This window comes from Barnesiella propionica (genome assembly GCF_025567045.1).
GTDB lineage: Bacteria > Bacteroidota > Bacteroidia > Bacteroidales > Barnesiellaceae > Barnesiella_B > Barnesiella_B propionica.
The window spans coordinates 92,310-107,728 of the sequence record NZ_JAOQJK010000002.1; the positions used below are offsets into that span (position 1 = coordinate 92,310).

Sequence of the window (15,419 nt, forward strand, 5' to 3'; positions counted from 1 at the left end):
ATTATGGGTAAAGACAAGAAGCAACATTATATCCCTCAGTGCTATCTGAGATTATTTTCGGATGACCAAAAACATATATGGACCTTTGATAAGAAAAAGGGAAGCGAGTACTCTTCGACTATCACTGATGTTTGTACGAAAAATGATTTTTATACAATATCGAAAGAATATGTTGAGTCAAATGAAGGGGTATCTCCTCTGTCTTTGGAAAAAGACTTTTTTGCGGATTGGTATGAGCCAAAGTTTTCCGAATACTTACAGAAAATAAACCACTTAGCTATAGAGGCTATTAATAGTTCGCATAACATAATATCGTTGAATAACGAACAAAAATATAGCTTTGCAAAGCTATTAGTGATACAATGGTTTAGACTACCATCAATAAAGTACGATAATGAGTCTACATTTGATGAGTTTATGCCAAAAGTAATGCAATTATTCAAGGAAGGTCTTTCAAAGGAAATGAACAATCCAGATATAGCGAAATTAGATGTAGAGGTTTCGATAGTAGATAAATCAGTCTATCATGCAAAAAACACTTTCTTAAACGAAGAACTCGTTGGTAACTATGCGGCTGAATTGAGTAAAAATATTTGGACGTTCTCTTTTTCAAAAGATTGTGATTTTTATACATCGGATTTCCCTATTACGGTAAATGCTCATAAAAAAAATGTGAGACCAATATGTCAAGGATTAGCACAGTATGGTGCAGAAGTAACATATCCATTGTCTAAGAACTTGGCTTTAACCATTTGGGATAAAGAGTATTTTGCTGATAAGGACAAGAAAGATTTATCTTTATGTACAGCTACACCAAAGGAAATAAGGACCTTTAATGCATTGCGTTACTCATATGCACAAAGACAACTTTTTAGTTGTAAAAACAATTTTGAAGTAGTAAAATATATGTCTTTATTCTGTCCAACATCGTTGAACCCATTTAAAAAGTAGATTATGGACAACATACTTAACTTTCCCACCTCCACGCATGTGAACAGATTGGTGCCCAAAACAGCCTTCTACAAGCATTTGGAGATAAATACCCGCTTGAAAACGCGATTTGTGGAAGATGTAGAACGCATACAATGGCTCTATAAGTTGACACCGTCTACAATGAATGTGGACGAGGGTAAGGCGGTGCATGAAATAGTGGTGTTTATGGTGACGCTCAAAGTGGAAGATACGCCGGATGATGTGTTCCTTGCCATCGACCGTCAGATGCCGCGCCATGTGGTGTTTGTGCTGCAATATGTCAACCGTGGCCGACTGTTGCTCAACTACAAGGAATGGGCGGATGCGGACAAAACGCTATTCAACATTTTGAAGACCTTCCGCACGGAATGGATGCCATTGGCAGAGGTGAAGTTGGAATTGATTGGTTCGTCACTGGATAACATATACGAAATTTTTGTTGGTCAAATCTCTGGATTCGGCACAACCAATGCCGCCGAAACGAAACAGATTTTGGCACTGCAAGATGAGATAGCCCGTAAACGACGAACAGCGGAAGCCTTGCAGAAACGGGTACGGAATGAAAAACAGTTTGCCAAACAAATGGAACTTAACAGCGAAGCCCGCACATTGAAACGTGAGATGGCCAAGCTGGAGGAGGAAGTAAAAACATTAGAAAACAAATAAGAACAAGATATATGACTGACATATTAAAACATTTGGATTTGAACTCCGTGGACGGAACGCAACTCAATCTTGATGCACTCTATCAAATAGCTCCTTCGGTATTTACCGAAGTACGTGATGACAAGACGGGTGAAATCTCCCGAAAGGTAAACTTTGAAGTGCTTCGCCAGTTGCTTGGCGACAATGCCACAGATGGTGACGGAGAGATGTATCAGTTTACATGGGTAGGCAAGAATGCTGCCCGTACGGAAGCAGCCAAACCGACAGATAAAACATTACGCCCGGTGTTGGAAGATTCCGTGGATTGGGACAACACGAAGAATATCTATATCGAAGGCGATAACCTTGAAGTGCTCAAACTCTTGCAACGCTCTTATATGGGTAAGGTGAAGATGATTTATATCGATCCTCCCTACAACACTGGTAATGACTTTGTGTATCATGATGACTTTACTCGCACTGCTTCCGAGGAGGATTTCCAAGCTGGCAATGTGGACGAATTGGGCTATCGCTTCCGTAAGAATACCGATACGAATGGTAAGTTTCATTCGGATTGGTGTAGCATGATTTATAGTCGTCTGTTGGTAGCTCGCTCTTTACTTACTGAGGATGGCGTTGTCTTTATTTCGATTGATGATAATGAAGTTAATAATCTCCACAAAATATGTGATGAAATATTTGGTTATAGTAATCGAATCAACACAATATGTATAAATATGAATAGTCTTTCTGGTGTAAAAATGACTCATGTGATTAAAGGAAAAAGATTTCCAGCACAGAAAGAGTATCTGTTGATATATAAAAAAGGAGGAGTACAACCAATATTATCTATCGAGAAGAAACCAAAGGACAAATGGGATAAAGAATATAATATGATTATTCCTGAATTATCTGACAACCAATTCGAGTCTTTTTCAGAAATGACTGATGAAGAAATGAATAATATTCTCAAAAAAATGCATTTGATTTCTTTGGCAGAATATGCAAAAACTAATAACATTGAACTTTCTGATGAATGGAAATTTACAAACTCGTATAGAATATTTGGGACTAAATCGAACCGTTCTTTAGCAAAGAAGGTTGCAAATCAAACTTTTGGTCAACAAATATTGGGATATACTAATACGGATGACAACAAGCGTTTCTTCAGAACTGATTATAACGAAAACACTAAGGATCCTCGAATTGAATTAGTGCAGGCGAAATCAACTCTTGAGGTCTTTATTAGTGATAATTGGGTGGATATATCAAATGATGGTGGAGTTGCTCAAGAGGGAGATGTAATCTACCCAAATGGTAAGAAACCATTACAGCTTATCAATAGAATAATTAAAACATCAAATTCTAAAGAAGGTATTGTTCTTGATTTCTTTTCGGGGTCGGCAACAACAGCACATTCTGTATTCTTACAAAATGTTATTGATGGAGGAACAAGACGTTTCATAATGGTTCAATTACCAGAAAACCTTGATGACACTTTACAAAGAGCAAGTGGTGATGATAAAGATGATGTACAGAGTCTGATAGATTTCTGTGATAGTATCAATAGACCTCATAATATTTGTGAATTGGGCAAGGAGCGCATTCGACGTGCCGGCAAGAAGATAAAAGAAGACTCTTCTCTTACTACCCAAAACCTCGACACTGGTTTCCGCGTCTATCGTTTAGACGAAAGCAACTACGAAAACGTATCACTTTCACCCAAGGAATATAAGCAAGACCAGCTCGACCTCTTTGCCAACAACATCAGACGCGACCGTACCGACCTCGACCTGCTCTATGGTTCTATGTTGGCATGGGGCGTTCGTTTGGATTTACCCTTGCAGACAGAAACCGTGGATGGCTGCACCATCTACATCGTCAATGATGGCGACCTCGTGGCTTGTTTTTCTCCAGATATTACCGATAAGGTAGTAGCTGCCATGGCCGACAAAAGCCCCTTGCGTGTACTTTTCCGAGATGCCTGCTTCAAAGAAGATGCTCAGAAAATCAACATTTACGAACAGTTCAAGCAAGCCTTGGACTGGGCGGATAATGATGCGTTTAATAATATCAGGGTGATATAAATATGTGAGACACGTTTCACATATCTCATTATAGGTAATGCCAATTGGGTCGTTGGTAACGACCCAATTAGATAAAGAAATGTTACTATAAACATTGGAAACAAGAATGAAAATCAGATATAAACATCAACGCTTTCAAGCAGAAGCTACCAAATGCGTGAGCGACGTATTTCAGGGGCAACCCAAACATGACGGCAGCCGTACCTTCTTGAATAAGTTTGGTGCGCTCGACTTCGATGGCTTCGGCAACCTACCCCTTGTGCTTGACAATGAAAGCATTTGCGAGAATGTGCGTGGTATACAGATGGCTGAAGGATTGAAGCCTGTGGAGCACTTGGAAGGCGACGGACGTACCTTTACCATCGAGATGGAAACAGGTACGGGTAAGACCTATACCTACATCAAAACCATGTACGAGCTGAACGCCCGCTATGGTTGGTCGAAATTTGTAATCGTAGTGCCTAGCATTGCCATCCGCGAAGGCGTGTTCAAGAGTTTTGAGAGTATGGCGGAACATTTTGCCGAAGAGTACGGCAAGCGTATGCAATACTTCATTTACAACTCCAAGCAGCTCGCCAAGATAGAAGCGTTTGCTTCGGATAACAATATCCATGCGATGATTATCAACACGCAAGCATTCAATGCTTCGCTCAACGAAGATAAGAACAAAGAGGGGCGGGCTGGTGATGCTGCTGCCCGTATCATTTTCTCACGGCGTGACGATTTTGGTTCGCGAAAGCCGATTGACATCTTGGCCAAGACACATCCCATCTTGATTATCGATGAGCCACAGAGTGTGTTGGGCACGGATAAAGGCAATGCCACACGAAAGGGAATCAAACTGTTTAACCCACTCTTTACCTTACTTTATAGTGCCACACACCGTGAGATATACAATTTGGTGTATCGCCTTGATGCCATTGACGCTTACAACAAGAAATTGGTGAAGAAAATAGAGGTGCGCAGTGTGCATCAGGTGGGTTCTACAGCTACCAATGGCTATGTCTATCTTGATGAAATTGTCATTAGTAAAGGCAATCCACAGGCTCGATTGGGCTTCGATGTCAAGACTACTAACGGTACGCGTCAGACTATTCGCTTGGTCAGCGAAGGCTTCGACCTCAAAGAGCAAAGTGGCGGTCTGCAAGAATATGGCGACAACTTCAAAGTAGAACGTATTGATGGATTGACCCAAACCGTACATTTCTTGAACGGATTGACGCTTCATCCCGGCGATGTGGTGGGCAGCGTGAATGAGGATATTCTCCGTCGTAATCAGATACGAGAAACCATCAAGACCCATTTGGAACGTGAACGTCAACTTTTTGCTCGCGGCATCAAGGTGCTTTCACTTTTCTTTATCGACCATGTGGACAGCTACCGTATCTACGATAAAGATGCGGTAGAAAAGGGTAAGTTCGCTCAAATGTTTGAAGAGGAATACCAACGTGCCTTGCAGGAGTTTATGTCTACCTTTACGGATGCCGCCTACACTCGCTTCCTTTCCGATCCGAAGAATACGCCCGAAAATATTCACGATGGTTACTTCTCTATCGATAAGAGGGGAAAGAGTGTGGAGTCGAAAAATAAGGAAGGCGAAAACGAAGAACGTGGTTTCGACCTTATCATGAAGGATAAAGAGCGTTTGCTTAGCCAAAGTTGCCCCATTCGCTTCATCTTTTCACACTCGGCCTTGAAGGAAGGTTGGGACAATCCTAATGTATTTCAGATTTGTACGTTGAAAGACACCTCCAACGAAATTAAGAAACGCCAGGAGGTGGGTCGTGGTATGCGCCTATGCGTCAACGATAAGGGCGAACGTCAAGATGCCGATGTATTGGGCGACCATGTGTTCGATACCAACATCCTGACCGTCATTGCCAGCGAGAGCTATGATGACTTTGCCAAGAAGCTGCAAACCGATATGGCAGAAGCCTGCGCCAACCGTCCGGTAGTAGTAACGGCAACACTATTTACCGACCAACAGACACAGACACAAGATGGACACAGCATAAAGATTACGACCGAACAGGCCGTGGAAATCCACGAAGAGTTGATAGCGCAAGGCTACATCAAGAAAGGCAAACTTACGCAAAAGTACTTTGACGAAAAGAAAGCTGGTTCGCTCCACTTTGGTGAAGTAGAACACATACACTCATTCATCGTCAAGCAACTCGATAAGGTGTTCAATCCGGATGCCATCAAGCCGACTAATGGACGTAATAAGACGGAGGCGCACTTCGTGAAGGACAACTTCAATAAGAAAGAGTGGCAAGAGTTGTGGAAGCGCATCAACACACGCACCTACTATAACGTGAGTTTTGAAACGCCGAAACTCATCAAGAATGCTATTGATGCACTTGACAAACACCTGAACGTGACAGAAATCCGCATCATAGTGGAGAGTGGCGGTATGGAAAGCATCCGTGACCGTGAAGAATTGGAAGCCGGAGCAGCCATGAGTGCCGCTACCGTGAAAACCGTTCGGGTGACGGAAGCTATTGGAGCAGAAGTAATTTACGACTTGGTGGGTGAACTCGTACAAACCACCGGTCTAACCCGCCGTACCATTGTAGAGATACTGAAAGGCATCAATCCTGCGACTTTCCATCAGTTCAAACTAAATCCGGAAGAGTTCATCATCAAGGCAGGACGTATTATTAATGACTGTAAGGCTATTTCGCTCATCCAACACATCCAGTATGAGAAACGTACCGGAACCTTTGGTACTGACATCTTTGAGGAAGCTACGCTGCGCGGTACACTCGGCAGGGACGCTATCGAAAGTACCAAGTCGCTTTACGACCTTGTAGTGGTGGATAGCGAAGGTATCGAAAAATCCTTTGCCGAGTCACTGGAAGCTGAGAATGATGTGGTGGTATATAGCAAACTGCCCGGTGGATTCTACATCAACACTCCGATGGGCAAATATAATCCCGACTGGGCTGTAGCCTTCCGCGAGGGTTCCGTGAAACACGTCTATTTCGTGGCAGAAACCAAAGGCAACGACATCGAAGTATCACAACTTCGCCGTGCCGAGGATGCCAAGATAGAGTGTGCCCGTCGTCACTTTGCAGCCATCAGTACAGGTGATGTGGTGTATAGTGTGGTGAAGACCTATCAGGATTTATATAATGCGGTAATGAAATAAAATATCAATAATATGCCATACCCAATAGAAAAGAAGCTTGTAATAGCAGTCTCTACGAGTGCGTTATTTGATATGGAAGAGTCCGATAGTATTTATCAAGCAAAAGGTGTTGATGCCTATCGGAAATATCAAGAGAAGAATTTGGACGTTCCTCTTAACAAGGGAGTTGCGTATCCTTTTATCAAAAGGATACTTTGTCTAAACAACTCATTTCCTGCAGAAAATCCGGTAGAAGTAGTTGTATTCTCAAAGAATAGTCCTGAGTCTGGATTAAGAGCCTTTCGTAGCATTGAGCACTATCAACTGGACATTTCAAGTGCTTGCTTTTCTTCGGGAAAGAGCAATTTCCAGTATCTGCCTGCCTTCAATGCATCCTTGTTTTTATCTGCAAACCCAGATGACACTCAGAAAGCCATACAGGCAGGATTTGCTGCAGGTACAGGGTTGGACACGAAAGTCATTGATGATGAGAATGATACGCAACTTCGGCTAGGCTTCGACTTTGATGGCGTGATAGCAGATGATTCTTCCGAGCAGTTTTATAAAAGTGCTCATGGGGATGTGCGTGTTCTCTTTGGTTTCGTACTGCTTGGAAAGTTTCTCTGTCAGCAGGTTTTCCATACTTGCGATTCTGTCGCATAGTTCGCCTACCACAGTAGGCAGGTCGTTGAATGTCAGTTGGTCTTTTTCCATATTATGACTATTTTAATCGTTTAACATGCTGCGAACCAACTCAATGAAACCTTGCAGAACAATACAGACCGGATTAATTATTTCGTCTGTATACGTTTTTTATTGTGAGTCATCATCATCTGCATCTAAATGGAAACGATAATCGCCTTTATCGGGCACATCAATGGGAATCTGGCTTGAGACATTATCCCGTAAATTAAGTTTGAGATATTCAGGAGTGGCATTTACAAGTTCATGCGGAAACGAAGCCTTTATGAATTCAGTTCTTTTTACCAAAGATACCCCCAATCGTTCACCGATATTCCATGCCAGAAGGCGTAATCCTGGCGATCTTAAAGGATTATCTATATTGGAACGAAGCGGTTTATATAAATCGGTTTGACCGCAAACCATGCACTCGATATTGGCAATGAGGGTGGCAAGAGCTTCTTTAGAGAGATAAGGTGCTGTTTTGATTGTTACATATTCCCGAATAGCATCCATGATGTCCGCCTGTCTTTTAATTTCTTTCTTTTTTAGTTCCTCCAATATTGCGTCATAATTGTCTAAATGAGAACTTTTTCGGCAATCCAAATCCGATGAATTTTTTCTAATTGAAGAGGTGAGGAAAAGTCGTGTACAATCGATTCATTTGACTGCTCGATAGGTTGCGTTTCATCTGTACAAATGACTTTAATGGCATTGTCTGATTCTGTGACTGGGGAGGATTGCCCACCCAAAGAGGATAAAATCTGATTTTTTGTCAGTCATACATAGAAAAAACGGTTTAACAGGCCGCATAATAGAATTGTTACCACAAGTCCGAGTATGACCGGAGTCGTTACCTTCATGGTATTGATCTCGTGGCAGGTGAAAAGATAAGTGTCTATCGCCGCATAGGTGATTACAAACAGCGCAAGAACAAAACTTATTTTCTTAGTCTGAATTTGGGTCTTATTTGTCATATTCTGTAAGTATTTGGAATTATTGTACGTCAAAATTATATGCGATATTCCAGATACTAAGAATAAAAGAGTGATAATTGCAATATATTATGCAAAATATCATATTCCAACCGCTAAAATTGGAGTAAAACTACTGTTAGTCTTTCCTTGTCAAAGTAATCTTCTTGCTGGCTTCACGTTTGTTGGCATCCACGACTTTGATATACCTTTGAGTGGTGGTGATACTCTTGTGCGCCATGATGCTCTGTATAGTGCGGATGTCCGTCCCGGCAGCTGCTTGTAACGTTGCAAATGTTCTACGATACGAGTGAAATGTTATGTTCTTGGTAATTCCGGCAGAACGAATCCACTCTTTCATCGGGATTTGCGTCCAACTAACTACGCATAAGCCCCTTGAATACCAAACCTTACGAGTGTGTCACGCCGTACTTCTCCTGAATCTCTTCCGGTGTGTACCATTCAGTAAGGTCGGAATCCGCCTCGTATTTGGCAAAGGCGGCATCGATATGCTTTTTGCTATAATAGTTGAACTGGCGTATTCTCACCTTCGGCACTTTATGTTGCCGAGTGTAAGTCCACACCCATTTAGCGTTGACCTTATATTTTTCCGCAATCTCTTCGGCTGTGTAATACTCGGAGATGTCGAAGTTATTTTTCGCTACCAATTGTTCGTAAGGTTTGCTTTTGAGCATTAACTCTATGTCTGCACGCCTTACCAAAGCCATTCTTCCGCTAATTCGGGATGCTCTAAGTTTATCCTCTTTGACTAATTTATAAATGTATTGACGACTCACACCCATCAATCGGGCAGCCTGCGAGAAAGTGAAATATTCTTGTTTCTCCAGACTGGAGCGTAACTCCTGCATTTCTTGAATATGGCGCAGTTCCATTTTGCGCTCCTTAATACGATGTTTGTAACCTCGCTTCGAGCATTGAGGGCTACAATAACAGGTCGTTGTTTTCTGTGCGATGAATGGTTTTCCGCACCATTGACAAATTCTCTTTACTTCCATATTTTCTATATCATTTTCTCTGTTTTTTAATTTCCCTTTTTGTCAACACATGTAAACTGATGCGTCATTGTGACATTCGGGCTAACCGTGAATTTGTGTCGTGGTAGAAATATGATAGAAAAATATGGATAAAAATCGTTACTTCCAAATACGGACTGGAAAGTGTTAAAACATAAAAGTCGCTGATATACAGTGACTTTATTGTAAATAATTATGGTTGGTTATGGCTGTTTCCAAGCCATCACTTGCCGATGCAAAACTTGCTGAAGATATTTTTCAATATATCTTCGGTAGAAACTTCTCCTACTATTGTACCGATGTAATAGAGACATTCGCGGATATCCTGGGCGAGGAAATCGCCCGACACTCCTGTGGCGAGTCCTTCTTGTACTCGTGTAATAGATTGCAGGGCGTGTAATAAGGCTTCGTAATGTCGTGCGTTGGTAACGATAATATCGTTACCGGATTCCGGCAGATGTGCTGCGGTTATCAGTAGTTGTTCAAGCCGGTCGATATTTTGGTTTTCCGAAGCGGATATAAATAATATATCTGTGTCGGGACGATCCTTTAGCAGAGTATGTATAAATTCTTCTTTTTCTTTTTGTTCGTCAGCAGATAAACGGTCCAGTTTGTTCAGTAGGATGATCAGTTTTTTTTCTTCACAGCGAGGCAGGATACGTGTAGTAACATCCGTAATATGTTTGTTTTCTCCTGTGGCATCTATAAGCCATAAGACGATATCGGCTTGCTCCAGTTTTTTATAGGTCCGTTCTATTCCCATGCTCTCTATTTTATCCTGCGTATCCCGTATGCCGGCAGTGTCGATAAAACGGAAAGTAATGCCTTGTATGTTGAATGTATCTTCAATGACATCGCGAGTCGTACCGTGTATGTCCGATACAAGGGCTTTTTCTTCGTGAACCAATCGGTTCAGTAAGGTTGATTTGCCCGCATTGGTTTCTCCGATAATAGCCGTCGGAATACCATTCTTGATGGCATTACCGATATGGAAAGAATCGGAAAGACGACGTATGACCTGTTCTATTTCCCGGGAGAGTCCGTTAAGTTGATCCCGGTCGGCAAATTCCACTTCTTCTTCGCTGAAGTCGAGTTCCAGTTCTATGAGCGATGCAAAATCGAGCAAACGTGTACGTAACTGCGCAAGTTCGTTGCTGAAGTCTCCCCGCATTTGGTTTATAGCCAGGCGATGGGTAGCTGCTGATGTAGATGCGATAAGGTCGGCTACGGCTTCGGCCTGTGACAGGTCTATTTTACCGTTGGAAAATGCCCTGCGGGTAAACTCTCCCGGCCGGGCCAGACGGCATCCGGTACGTATGAGAAGTTCTATGATACGTTGTTGAATGTAGAGAGAACCGTGACAGGATATTTCTATCGTATCTTCTCCTGTGAAAGAGTGGGGGGCGACGAATTTTGCGATTACCACTTCATCCAGTAGTTTGCCGTTTTCTTCTTTTAATTCTCCGTATAGCAGGGTGTGGGATGTTTGTTCCGCAATATTTTTATTTGTCCGGAATGGATGGAATATTCGGTCAGTAATCTCAAACGCTTTGTTACCGCTGATACGGATAACGGCAATACCTCCTTTTCCGGGAGCTGTAGATATGGCGCATATAGTGTCTTTTGTCATCATAATCTTTGTTTTATCTTAAATTCCAAATGCCGGGATTGGAATATCCCTCTACAAGAGTTTCCGCTTCATCGGGAAGAGCCGGAAAGAAGTCTATTCCTGTTATGTCTTCTATACTGTCAATAGTAACAACATAGTCCTGCAACCTCCTGTTCTTATCGTCGTTCGTGAAAAGAAATCCTATTCCTCTGGGTTTTTCCAGATATGGTGCTACGATTACTTTGAAAAACCGCTCCGGTATTGTTACTTTATTTTTTCCTATTGTTTTGTTCTTGCTTTTATCTGTGACAACGGGCCCGCATACAATGAGCAGGACGCTGTCCAGTATGGCCCATTCCCGTATTTGTTCTTCCAGCTCTTTCCAATTTCCCCGATTTAGTCCCGGTTTCTGAGGGCATATGTTCGTCATATAAAACGACTCTTTCATTGCTTGCCTGTTCCATTTCATATCCCCGGCAGGGGCCATATGTCCCCGGTCATATCCCGATTGGCTGTAATCTCTGTATGTCGGGCATGTACCTATAACCCCGGGGTCAATTTCGAAACGGCCGCTTCGTTCTTCATTCCCGTTTACTTCATTTCTCAGTAATTCGTAAGCTACCCAGTTTGGCAGACGTAGTTGGTTATTATATGATACGGTATAACCTTTATGGCGGATTATTTGTTCTTTGCGGTCTTTTAGCCGGGCCGGTATTTCGGCATCAGGGATGTGCGTGAGAATCCGTCCTCCGGTATACGTGATTTCAGATTTGCTTTCAGGATATAGCACTTCTCTATTCCGGGAGATATACCAGCAGCATCCGGTTACGATTATCAGCAATATTATTGTTCCGGTCTTTTTGTATATGGAAGACGCGAAATTATCCTTTTTTTTCCCTTTTCTTTTCCTCGCCATATATTTTGAATAATGGAGTACAAATGTACAAAAAAAATGTCTTATCTTTGTTTGTCGTTTTGAACAAACGTCGTACCATGACATATCAATGAAATTTTAAAACACACAATATGAAATTAGTAGAACGCTTTCTTCACTATGTAAGCTTCGACACACAGTCCGATGAACTTACCAATATGACACCCAGTACTCCGGGGCAGATGATCTTCGCCAGGGAACTTGAAGCGGAACTTCGTAAAATAGGTCTTACTGAAATCACTCTGGACGATAACGGTTATCTTATGGCTACATTACCGGCGAATACCGATAAACAATTGCCGGTCATAGGCTTTATTGCTCATCTCGATACGAGTCCTGACATGTCGGGACGGCATGTTTCTCCCCGTATCGTGAAGAATTATGACGGAAAGGATATTGCACTTTGTGCGGAAGATGATATATATTTGCGTCCTTCGGAATTTCCCGAACTGTTGAACTATATAGGACAGGACCTTATCGTTACGAACGGTAAAACATTGCTGGGTGCTGATGATAAGGCTGGTGTTGCCGAAATTATAACGGCTATGGAATATTTGCTGGCTCATCCTGAGATAAAACATGGTAAAATCCGTGTCGCTTTTAATCCCGATGAAGAAATAGGAAAAGGTGCGCATAAATTCGATGTGAATCATTTTGGTGCCGATTGGGCTTATACTCTGGACGGTGGTGAAATAGGAGAACTCGAATATGAGAATTTTAATGCCGCTGTTGCTCGCGTAACTTTTAAGGGACGAAACGTACATCCCGGATATGCCAAACATAAAATGATAAATTCTCTCCGCATAGCCAATCAATACGCTATCATGTTACCTCGTTGGGAAACTCCCGAGCATACCGAAGGTTACGAAGGTTTTTATCATCTTATTTCTTCGGAGGGTACGGTAGAAAAAACGGTGTTGACCTATATTATCAGGGATCACGATAGAGATCGTTTCGAACGCCGTAAAAAAGAGCTTGAACATCTGGCACGTAAAATTAATAAAGAATTTCCCGGATGTGCGAGCATTGATATTAAAGATCAGTATTATAATATGCGTGAAATGGTGGAACCTGTGATGCATATCGTAGATCTGGCCTCAGATGCCATGAAAGAAGTCGGTATCGTGCCTAAAGTGAAGCCAGTGCGTGGAGGAACAGATGGTGCCCAACTTTCTTTTAAAGGGTTACCCTGTCCCAATATTTTTGCAGGAGGTCTCAATTTCCATGGACGTTATGAGTTTGTTCCGGTACAGTCGATGGAAAAAGCTATGGAGGTCGTGGTACAGATAGCTCGCTTGGCAGCTGCGAAATAATAAAAATTTTAGAAAGCCCTCCGTATAATTAAGATTGTACGGAGGACTTTTTCTTTTACGACAATGTGGTATGAATAAAACTCTGATCGTATTGTCCGGACCTACCGGGGTAGGGAAGACCGAATTAAGCTTGCGTTTGGCGGAATATTATAATTGTCCTATTCTGTCGGCAGATAGTCGTCAGTTATACCGGGATTTGCCTATAGGGACGGCTGCTCCTACTGTGGAACAACTGGCCAGAGTACCGCATTATTTTGTAGCACGGTTAGGGTTGGAGGAATATTATAGTGCGGCATGTTATGAAGAGGAGGCAGTTCGTTTGCTGGATGAATTATTTGTGGTTCATGATGTCGTTCTCATGACAGGAGGCTCTATGATGTACATCGATGCCGTATGTAAGGGTATAGACGAGATACCTACCGTCAGCGAGGAAGTGCGTAAGGAAGTAGTGGAATGGTATGAACGGGAAGGACTTTCGGTTTTGTGTGAAGAATTAAAACGTCTGGATCCCATGTATTATACACAGGTCGATCTTAAAAATCCTAAGCGGGTCATTCATGCAATAGAGATTTGCAGGATGACGGGTAAACCTTATTCAGAGTTCCGTACCAATAAGGCAAAGCCTCGTTCGTTCCATATTATAAAAATAGGCCTTAACCGGGAACGTGAAGAATTGTATGCGCGTATTAATGCCCGGGTGGACGCCATGATGCAGGACGGATTACTGGAAGAAGCACGTAAAGTATATTCGTTCCGTAACTATAATTCTCTTAATACAGTAGGATATAAAGAGTTGTTTGCTTATTTTGACGGAATAATGACATTGGAGCAGGCAATTGAAAAAATAAAACGAAATACTCGGGTATATTCCCGGAAACAGGTGACCTGGTTTAAACGTGATGCCGATGTAATGTGGTTCTCTCCCGATAATGAAAAAGCTATTCTCAGGTATCTGAATAGCCGTTTGTAAAAAAAAGGTACATTTCTGTATCTGATTAATTGATAAATTGTTATATATTTGTCAATTAAGAAAGTAGGGGAGAAATGTCTTCGAAAAACGGAAAACAGGTGTTTTCTGTATTTGAAATCTATCCAAAAAATAAGAAGTGTGAGGGTATTTGTAGTGTTGAGTTCGATTGTTGTGTTTTTTTTGTTTACCATTATATCTGCGGGTGCAAAAGAGACTCGTATTATTCCTGTTTTGCCGCAACATAGTCTTGCAAAAAAAATTCTACAACCCGATTCTTTAATTATGCAACGTAAGAAAGCCTGGGAGATAGAAGCTGGTATGCTTGCGTGTAAGGGCGATTATGCCGGTGCATATGAGAAGTCCTGTCTTATCGCAGCCTTATCCGATTCTCTGGCTTCACGGGATATTCATTTGTCTTCTATTGCTATAGATAAAGCTTTTAGAAATTGGGAAAAGCAGCAGGAAATTATCCGGCAAAAGCAGGAGTTGAAATATTGGAATGTATTGACCTATCTGTTATTGTTTCCTTTATGTGCGTTTATATTTATGATAGTGAAGCAATGGTATAACTACCGTACGATTCAGCAAGTGAATCTGAATCTGATAGAACATGTCAATATGCAAAGAGAAGAACGTGACAGATTATTTCGTTCGCGGGCAGAGTTACTCAAATTACAGGAACAGGGAGGGCGTGCGCAGCAGGCAGCGAATGAGTTACTCTTCATTAAGATAAATGAATATCTGGAGAAAAACGACCGTTTTCTGGAACGTGATATATCCAGGGAGATGCTGGCTACGACTTTAGGTACGAATCGTAATTATATAGGTGACGCGGTAAAGAGTGAAACCGGTATGACTTTTAATGATTATATCAATAATCTTCGTCTGGATTATGCCTGGCAATTATTAGGAAGAGAGCCATCTTTTCCGGTGAACATGGTGGCGGACGAATCAGGCTTTAATTCGGTCAGGACTTTTTACCGGCTTTTTAGGGAAAAATACGGGATGACACCTTCGGAATACCGGTATATCTTGTCAAAACGGAAGAATACGGATTGTAAATAAATGAT

The 15,419-nt window shown here is 41.9% G+C and carries 9 protein-coding genes and 5 pseudogenes; 8 read left to right on the top strand and 6 right to left on the bottom strand.

Features of this window, described 5'->3' with window-relative positions:
* Positions 1-3 precede the first annotated feature (3 nt).
* The 5 genes and pseudogenes from OCV73_RS02845 to OCV73_RS02865 form a co-directional block, all read left to right on the top strand.
* Positions 4-951 (top strand): DUF4238 domain-containing protein, encoded by a 948-nt coding sequence (locus OCV73_RS02845; RefSeq protein WP_147548854.1) that lies wholly within the window; start codon positions 4-6, stop codon positions 949-951.
* Between the two features lie 3 nt (positions 952-954).
* Entirely contained in the window at positions 955-1,638 is a 684-nt protein-coding gene (locus tag OCV73_RS02850; protein WP_147548856.1) for a DUF4391 domain-containing protein, read from the top strand.
* Positions 1,639-1,649: 11 nt separating this feature from the next.
* Positions 1,650-3,704 carry a site-specific DNA-methyltransferase gene (locus tag OCV73_RS02855; protein WP_262512854.1) on the top strand — a complete coding sequence of 685 codons (2,055 nt, stop codon included), beginning with the start codon at positions 1,650-1,652 and terminating at the stop codon, positions 3,702-3,704.
* A gap of 106 nt (positions 3,705-3,810) precedes the next feature.
* Positions 3,811-6,855 carry a type III restriction-modification system endonuclease gene (locus tag OCV73_RS02860; protein WP_147548858.1) on the top strand — a complete coding sequence of 1,015 codons (3,045 nt, stop codon included), beginning with the start codon at positions 3,811-3,813 and terminating at the stop codon, positions 6,853-6,855.
* A gap of 72 nt (positions 6,856-6,927) precedes the next feature.
* Positions 6,928-7,347, top strand: a pseudogene (locus OCV73_RS02865) (5'-nucleotidase); the annotation flags it as partial.
* A gap of 57 nt (positions 7,348-7,404) precedes the next feature.
* Here the strand turns inward: OCV73_RS02865 and OCV73_RS02870 are convergent.
* The 6 genes and pseudogenes from OCV73_RS02870 to OCV73_RS02895 form a co-directional block, all read right to left on the bottom strand.
* Positions 7,405-7,548 (bottom strand): annotated as a pseudogene (locus tag OCV73_RS02870) (helix-turn-helix domain-containing protein); the annotation flags it as partial.
* 99 nt (positions 7,549-7,647) lie between these two features.
* Positions 7,648-8,492: pseudogene (locus OCV73_RS02875) on the bottom strand (hypothetical protein).
* Positions 8,493-8,628: 136 nt separating this feature from the next.
* Positions 8,629-8,899, bottom strand: a pseudogene (locus tag OCV73_RS02880) (tyrosine-type recombinase/integrase); the annotation flags it as partial.
* 9 nt (positions 8,900-8,908) lie between these two features.
* A pseudogene (locus OCV73_RS02885) lies at positions 8,909-9,505 on the bottom strand (helix-turn-helix domain-containing protein); the annotation flags it as partial.
* Between the two features lie 241 nt (positions 9,506-9,746).
* Positions 9,747-11,153, bottom strand: coding sequence for a tRNA uridine-5-carboxymethylaminomethyl(34) synthesis GTPase MnmE (gene mnmE / locus OCV73_RS02890; RefSeq protein ID WP_167551208.1), 1,407 nt, complete (start codon positions 11,151-11,153; stop codon positions 9,747-9,749).
* Between the two features lie 13 nt (positions 11,154-11,166).
* A complete protein-coding gene (locus OCV73_RS02895) occupies positions 11,167-12,048 on the bottom strand; it encodes a DNA/RNA non-specific endonuclease (RefSeq protein ID WP_147548864.1) in 882 nt (293 codons plus the stop codon).
* 110 nt (positions 12,049-12,158) lie between these two features.
* Here OCV73_RS02895 and pepT point away from each other — a divergent pair, with 110 nt between their 5' ends.
* From pepT to OCV73_RS02910, 3 genes are all read left to right on the top strand, one after another.
* Complete coding sequence (pepT, locus tag OCV73_RS02900) at positions 12,159-13,379, top strand: peptidase T (RefSeq protein ID WP_147548866.1); 1,221 nt, start codon at positions 12,159-12,161, stop codon at positions 13,377-13,379.
* Positions 13,380-13,449: 70 nt separating this feature from the next.
* The gene (gene miaA / locus OCV73_RS02905; protein WP_147548868.1) at positions 13,450-14,349 is read left to right on the top strand and encodes a tRNA (adenosine(37)-N6)-dimethylallyltransferase MiaA; all 900 of its coding nucleotides are present in this window, start codon (positions 13,450-13,452) and stop codon (positions 14,347-14,349) included.
* Between the two features lie 138 nt (positions 14,350-14,487).
* On the top strand, positions 14,488-15,414 hold the full coding sequence (locus OCV73_RS02910; RefSeq protein ID WP_147548870.1) for a helix-turn-helix transcriptional regulator: 927 nt from the start codon (positions 14,488-14,490) through the stop codon (positions 15,412-15,414).
* Positions 15,415-15,419 lie beyond the last annotated feature (5 nt).

What these genes read in the sequence shown, in the direction of transcription:
- OCV73_RS02845 (WP_147548854.1), top strand. Translation starts at nt 4, where the DNA reads ATGGGTAAAGACAAGAAGCAACATTATATCCCTCAGTGCTATCTGAGA.
- OCV73_RS02850 (WP_147548856.1), top strand. Translation starts at nt 955, where the DNA reads ATGGACAACATACTTAACTTTCCCACCTCCACGCATGTGAACAGATTG.
- OCV73_RS02855 (WP_262512854.1), top strand. Translation starts at nt 1,650, where the DNA reads ATGACTGACATATTAAAACATTTGGATTTGAACTCCGTGGACGGAACG.
- OCV73_RS02860 (WP_147548858.1), top strand. Translation starts at nt 3,811, where the DNA reads ATGAAAATCAGATATAAACATCAACGCTTTCAAGCAGAAGCTACCAAA.
- mnmE (WP_167551208.1), bottom strand. Translation starts at nt 11,153, where the DNA reads ATGACAAAAGACACTATATGCGCCATATCTACAGCTCCCGGAAAAGGA.
- OCV73_RS02895 (WP_147548864.1), bottom strand. Translation starts at nt 12,048, where the DNA reads ATGGCGAGGAAAAGAAAAGGGAAAAAAAAGGATAATTTCGCGTCTTCC.
- pepT (WP_147548866.1), top strand. Translation starts at nt 12,159, where the DNA reads ATGAAATTAGTAGAACGCTTTCTTCACTATGTAAGCTTCGACACACAG.
- miaA (WP_147548868.1), top strand. Translation starts at nt 13,450, where the DNA reads ATGAATAAAACTCTGATCGTATTGTCCGGACCTACCGGGGTAGGGAAG.